This window comes from Streptomyces xiaopingdaonensis, assembly GCF_000262345.1.
GTDB classification, from domain to species: domain Bacteria; phylum Actinomycetota; class Actinomycetes; order Streptomycetales; family Streptomycetaceae; genus Streptomyces; species Streptomyces xiaopingdaonensis.
In genome coordinates this window covers 1-5,968 of sequence record NZ_AJTQ01000236.1, presented here as the reverse complement: position 1 = coordinate 5,968, position 5,968 = coordinate 1, and the positions used below count along the sequence as shown (strand labels likewise).

6 protein-coding genes are annotated in these 5,968 nt (G+C 75.6%); 1 reads left to right on the top strand and 5 read right to left on the bottom strand.

Translation table 11 applies throughout. The features are described 5' to 3' along the window. The 5 genes from UWG_RS30450 to UWG_RS0118695 form a co-directional block, all read right to left on the bottom strand. Nucleotides 1–876: FAD-binding oxidoreductase (locus UWG_RS30450; protein ID WP_016908741.1), on the bottom strand; the 876-nt coding region annotated here is incomplete at its 3' end. 5 nt (nt 877–881) lie between these two features. Then, nucleotides 882–1,325 carry an LbetaH domain-containing protein gene (locus tag UWG_RS30445; RefSeq protein ID WP_016908740.1) on the bottom strand — a complete coding sequence of 148 codons (444 nt, stop codon included), beginning with the start codon at nt 1,323–1,325 and terminating at the stop codon, nt 882–884. Nucleotides 1,326–1,430: 105 nt separating this feature from the next. Continuing rightward, complete coding sequence (locus UWG_RS0118705) at nt 1,431–2,432, bottom strand: hypothetical protein (RefSeq protein WP_016908739.1); 1,002 nt, start codon at nt 2,430–2,432, stop codon at nt 1,431–1,433. A 110-nt stretch (nt 2,433–2,542) separates the two neighbouring features. Beyond that, on the bottom strand, nt 2,543–2,782 hold the full coding sequence (locus tag UWG_RS0118700; protein ID WP_016908738.1) for a hypothetical protein: 240 nt from the start codon (nt 2,780–2,782) through the stop codon (nt 2,543–2,545). A 265-nt stretch (nt 2,783–3,047) separates the two neighbouring features. After that, nucleotides 3,048–3,326, bottom strand: coding sequence for a hypothetical protein (locus UWG_RS0118695; protein ID WP_016908737.1), 279 nt, complete (start codon nt 3,324–3,326; stop codon nt 3,048–3,050). A gap of 433 nt (nt 3,327–3,759) precedes the next feature. Here UWG_RS0118695 and UWG_RS0118690 point away from each other — a divergent pair. Continuing rightward, nucleotides 3,760–5,968, top strand: a 2,209-nt coding sequence (locus tag UWG_RS0118690; protein WP_016908736.1) for a glycoside hydrolase family 84 protein, incomplete at its 3' end; no start/stop codon positions are given.

Sequence of the window (5,968 nt, the reverse complement as noted above, 5' to 3'; positions counted from 1 at the left end):
GCCCGACGTGTCGGCGAGCGGCTCGGCGTCCTCGCGGAGCGGCGCGAGGAGCCGCTCCCCCGCTGCTGCCGAGCCGTTCCAGACGACGCCGAGCTGCACGGTGTACCGCCCGCGCAACTCCTCGGGTACCGCGGGGAGGTCGGGCTGGACGGCGATCGCCAGCGAGGAGCCGAACCCCTCCGGCAGCCCGTCCGTCCACTCGGGGTAGGCGGCGAGCACGCCGGGTAGGTCGCGCTCGCCGTAGACGAGTCTGCCGCCCCAGACCCGTGCCACCGGCAGCAGTTCGATCTCCATCCCCGTGACGGTGCCGAGGCCGCCGCCGCCCCGGAGCGCCCAGAAGAGCTCGGCCCGGTGCTCGGGCGTGGCACGCACGCGCTCGCCCGGCGGCGTCACGACGTCCATGCGGCGCACCAGGTCGGCGGCGTAACCGTACTGCCGGGCAAGGAGCCCGAGCCCGCCGGCGAGCGTGTACCCGACGGCCCCGACGCTCGGCGCCGAACCGCTGGGCGGCGCCAGCCCGTGCGGCGCGGCGGCGTCGAGGACGTCCTGCCAGGTCGCGCCGGCCGCGACCCAGGCGGTGCGGGTGCCGGGGTCGACGCGGACGTCGCGGAGGCGGCCGGTGTCGAGGAGGACGCCGCCCTCCGTCGGCGCGGTGCGGCCGTGCCCTGTCCGCTGCACGGCGAGCGGCAGTCCGGTACGGCGCGCGTACTCCGCCACGGCGGCGACCTGCCGGGCGTCTGCGGGCAGCGCGATCAACTCGGGCCGGTGCGGGCGCGCGAGCTGGAAACCGGCCCGGCGCTCGTCGTACGTGTCCTGCCCCGGGCGCACCACCGCGACGTCCGCGAGTCCGGGAGTGTGCTTCTCGGTGTGGTCCATGCCTTTCACAACGGCACTTCGGCACGCTCACCTGACAGGCGCAGCCGGCCACGCACCCGATTCCCGCCCGGGGGTCGACCGTCCCACCGTTTCCGCTCGAAGGCGGCCGGCGCGCTCACCAGGGTGTGCGGAGGAACGTCCCTCGTGACGACGGCACCGGCGCCGACCACGGCGCCACGCCCGACCGTGACCCCGGCACCGAGCCAGGCGTCCGCTTCGTACTCACCGAACTCGATGCCCAGCCCGTGGTCCGTGTAGAAGGGCGGGTAGCCGGTGACCGGGTCCGGAACCGGCTCGCCGACGATCTCCGACAGCAGCGCCGCACGCCCGGCGGTGTCGTCGAACGGCAGGACGTCGAGCCGTGAGGTGAGTGCGGTCACGTGCTGGATGCGCTCGGCGATACGCGCGAACTCGGGGGTGCGGGCGGAAAGACGATCCTGCTCGGGCATGGCTGTTCCTCACGGGAGGATGGCCGCACACCGCAAGGGCCGTCGCAGCACGGCACTCACCGCCGGGGAACCGGCCGCCCGGCCCGCGTCCGACGCCCCGCGTACCTAGCGCGGCATCACCGTGAGCCGCACGGCCGGCTCCCGCTCCAGCGCCGACGCCAGCGCCGCACGTACCGCGGCGACTTGGTCCTCCCCTTGCTCGCGCAGCTCCTTCGGCGTCACGCGGAGCAGCACCACGCCGAGCCGCTCCAGCAGCTCCCGCCTGCCCAACGGTTCGACGCGGACCACGGGCCCCGCGACTCCGCGCGGCACCCCGGACTCGATCTCGACGGCAACGGCGCGGTCCGGCCAGTACGCGTCGACACCGCCGAGCAACGCGCCACCGGGCAGCCGGAGTTCGACGTTCCAGCACGGGTCGGGCAGGTCCTCCTCGCGGACGAGGGCGTAGAGCCTCCCTTCGGCGAGCGCACGCGCCTCCGCGAGGAACGCGCCGACCGCCTCCGCCACCCGCGGCAACGCCAGTGCCCGCACGGCCGCCAACTCCCGCATCAGCTCCCGCTCGTCGCAGTGCGCGCCCCGCACCGCCTCGACGAGGAGCCGCCGCACCGCGACCCGGTCGGCGAGCTGCCCGACGGCGTCCGCGACCGCCCTGGCGACGGGCGCGAGCGGAAGCCCGGCGAGGAGCACGGGCTCCGGGGGCTGCGGGCAGCGGACGACCCGCGCGCCCGACGTCGAGCGGACGGCGGGGGCTCCGTCGACGAGGACGTCGACGGAGTCGAGGGCGCGGAGGGTGGGCACGGAGGAGAAGCCGTACACGGCGAGCGCGGCGAGGCCGGTGATCATCGGCCTCGGCGCGGCGGCGTGTTCGCGGGCGGGTCCCGCGGCGTAGAGGAGGGCGGCGCGGAGCCGGTCCTCGCTGGTGGGCTCCCCGCTGTGGAGCAGATGGACGCCGGGGAGCAAGGTGCGCCAGCCGCCGCCGGGGCGGCAGCGCGCTTCGGCCTCGGCAGGGGTGACGCCGTGGACGCGGAGGTCCTCGGTGGTCATCACCCGGCGCATCGGCGGCAGTTGCCCGGGCAGGCGCGGCGTGAGCGGGGCGTGAGGCGTCATGCACCCGCGATTCCCCGCAGCAGCACGGCCGAACTGCCTTGCCGCGGCTGTGACAAGGCTGTCGCACTACCGCGACGGCACCGTTCTCGACGGCGCCGGCGCGCGCGGGGTCAGTTGTCCTTCTTGCCCGTCTTCTCAGCGGCGACGACGAGCCCGGAGATCACGAGGAAGAGGAGGACGGGCAGGCCGACGTAGAGACCGAGGGTCTGGGCCACGCTGAGGCCGCTGCCGGGGTCGTCTCCGTCGTCGCGGGTGAGCGCGAACGCGGGGGACGACAGCAGCATCATCAGCGCTGTGCCCGCGGTGACGGTACCGGCGCGCAGGGCGTTCTTCTTGACCTTGTTGCTCACGGGAGCCAATCTAACCGACGCCCTCCGGCGCTGCGCGACGGGGTCGGCGCCGCCCGGCGGCCCGTACTCGCACGGCACGCCCCGAGTCGACCCGAACCGGCAAGCACAGAGCCGGCGTTGCCGGCCCGCCCCGGGGAGCCGGCCGCGCTCGCGGGCAGCGGCGGGCCACCCCAGCACCCGGGCGGTTGCGCGCCACGCGGGCCGCCACGGCATCGGAGGGGCGGGCGGTCGTGTGGGGCGCGGGCCGAGTCGTCGCGGCGGGGCGTCAGATGTCGGCGGGCTCCGTGGCGAAGGCCGCGCCGGTCGGCTCGCTGGTGAGCGGCGGCTCGGCGAGCGGCGGTTCGCTGGTCAGCGGGGTGGCGTCGGCGAGCGGCGGTTCGCTGGTGAGGGGGGCGTCGAGGCAGTCGCATGTGCACGAGCCGTCCAGTCCCGCGTCGAGGTCGGCGACGGCGGAGAGGTCTACCGGCTCGTGCACCGGTTTGGAGAGCGCACGCTGCTGCGGGAGCGGGGCGGTGGAGACGAGGAGTTCGGCGGACGCGGCCACGTGGGGCCTCCGTTCGTTGCGACGGCTCCGTCGGGAGCGTCGGATCTCGCGTTCGGATGGTCAGAGGGTGCCTTACCCAGTCGCGTCGAGAGCAGACGTGATCGGCGGCGGAACGTGGTCCAGGTCACGCACGGTTCACCGGCGATTTGCCGGTGAAGTGCGGGAGGCCGGCGGACAACGGAGTCCCACGAGGGCTTGCTTCCTCACAATTTGCCGCACGCTCGGGGTTCGTCGACCCTGTGTGCACGACCGGGTACTCGACGTGACATCCTGCAGGTGAACAGGGCGTCCGGCGGTGCCGAGCATCTCCGGTCCGCCGCACAACGGGCAGTACGGCCACCCGCGTTGACACCCGGCTCGCGCCCGGTGGCGGGCTCACTGCCCCTCCGGTGGGGGCCGCGCGCAGGCGGTGCGGAAAGAGGGGGAGGACGCGGTGAGCACAGCGACGGAGGCCGAGGCGCCCGAGCGCGCCCCCACCGGGCGCCACCGGCGCCCTCGCGTACGCACCGCGCGCAGCCGCGCTGCCGCGCCCCATCGCGGCGGGCGGCAGATGGCGGCCGCCGCGCTCACCGCCGCCTTCCTCGGGTGCCTCCTCAGCCAGACCGCGCACGCGGCACCCTCCGCACAGCCGAAGTCGCCCCCGACCGGCGGCGAGGAGAAGCCGACGGCACGGGACGACCTCCCCGACGTCTTCCCCAGGCCCCGGAGCATCCGCGCGCAGGACGGCTTCGTGCCCGTCGGCGGCAGCGCGCTCCTCGTCGCCGACGAGGACGCCGACCCCCACGCCGTCGACGCGGTGCGCAAGGTGCTCCGCGAGGCCGGCGCCGAGACGCTCGTCGAACTGGCACCGGACGACGCGCTGCCGGCCCGCGGCACCGTGGTACGGCTCGGCGCCGGCTCCGCACGCGAGGCGCTCGCGTCCCTGCGCGCGCCGGGCACCGGCGGCCTCCCCGCGGGCGGGTACCGCCTCGGCGTCGGCGAAGTCGGGGAACGTCCGACCGTCGCGCTCGACGGTGCGGGAGCCGACGGCCTCTTCCACGGTGCGCAGACCCTCCGGCAGCTCCTCACCAGCGGCCCCGACGACGCGCGCGGCTTCCCCTGCGCCGTCGCCCGGGACTGGCCGACGACCGCGGTCCGCGGCTCCGCCGAGGCGTTCTACGGCAGCCCGTGGACCCACGAGGAGCGCCTCGACCACGTCGACTTCCTCGGCCGCACCAAACAGAACCGCTTCCTCTACGCCTCGGGCGACGACCCGTACCGCAAGGCCGCCCAGTGGCGCGACCCTTACCCGCAGGCCCAGCGCGCCCGGTTCCGAGGGCTCGCCGACCGGGCCCGGCGCAACCACGTCGTCCTCGGCTGGGCGGTCTCGCCCGGACAGGGCCTCTGCTTCTCCTCCGAAGACGACCGCAAGGCGCTCCTGAAGAAGCTGGACGCGATGCGCGCGCTCGGATTCGAAGCCTTCCAACTCCGGTTCGAGGACGTCAGCTACAGCGAGTGGCACTGCGACGAGGACGCGGACGAGTACGGCTCGGGCCCCGAAGCGGCGGCCCGGGCGCAGGCCGGGCTCGCCAACGACGTGGCCGAGCACCTCCGCAAGCACCACCCCCGGACGCCGGCGCTCTCGGTGATGCCGACCGAGTACTACCAGAAGGGCGCGACGGCGTACCGCACCGAGCTCGCCGACAAGCTCGACCGGAGCGTCGAGATCGCCTGGACCGGCGTCGGCGTCGTCCCCCGCACCATCACCGGGCCCCAACTCGCCGCCGCGCGCGCGGCGCTGGGCCGCCACCCCGTCGTGACGACGGACAACTACCCGGTGAACGACTGGGCGAGGGACCGCCTCTTCCTCGGCCCCTACACCGGCAGGGACCCGGCCGTCGCCTCCGGTTCCGCCACGCTGCTCAGCAACGCGATAGAGCAGCCCCGCGCCTCCCGCATCCCCCTCTTCACCGCCGCCGACTTCGCCTGGAACCCCCGCGCCTACCGCGCGGACGACTCCTGGCGGGCCGCGATCGACGCCGCTGCCGGGGGCCCGGGCGCCGACGCGCGCACCCGTGCCGCGGTGCGCTCCCTCGCGCGCAACGACGCCTCGTCCGAGCTCGGCACCCCCGAGTCGGCGCACCTCGCGCCGCTCGTCGCCGAGCTGGAGCGCGCGTACCGCCACGGCGACCAGAACGCCCTGGAGGAGGCGGGGGCCCGCCTGCGCCAGGAGTTCGGCACGATGCACGCGGCCCCCGACGACGTCCCCGAGGAGCTCGCCGACGAGGTCGCGCCCTGGCTGCGCCAGCTCGCGCGGTACGGCGAGGCGGGCGAGGCGGCCGTGCGGATGCTGCGGGCGCAGGCGGCGGGGGACGGCGAGCGTGCCTGGCAGGCGCAGTTGGAGCTGCGCGGACTCCGCGGCGAGACGGTCGGCAGCGAGGCCACCGTCGGCAAGGGCGTGCTGAAGGAGTTCCTCGACGATGCGCTCGTCCTCGGCGAGGAGTGGGCGGGCGCCGCCGGGAAAACGCGCGCGCAGGAGAGGCTCTCCGCGCACGGCGGCCCGCCGGCACGCCCCGGCTCCCAGCTCTCCGCCGCCGCCGACGGCGACCCGGCCACCGCCTACCGCGCCTCGGGCGCCCCCACCAGCGCCTACTTCACCGCCC

Coding starts and splice junctions, on each gene's coding strand:
- UWG_RS30445 (WP_016908740.1), bottom strand. CDS start 1,325: ATGCCCGAGCAGGATCGTCTTTCCGCCCGCACCCCCGAGTTCGCGCGT.
- UWG_RS0118705 (WP_016908739.1), bottom strand. CDS start 2,432: ATGACGCCTCACGCCCCGCTCACGCCGCGCCTGCCCGGGCAACTGCCG.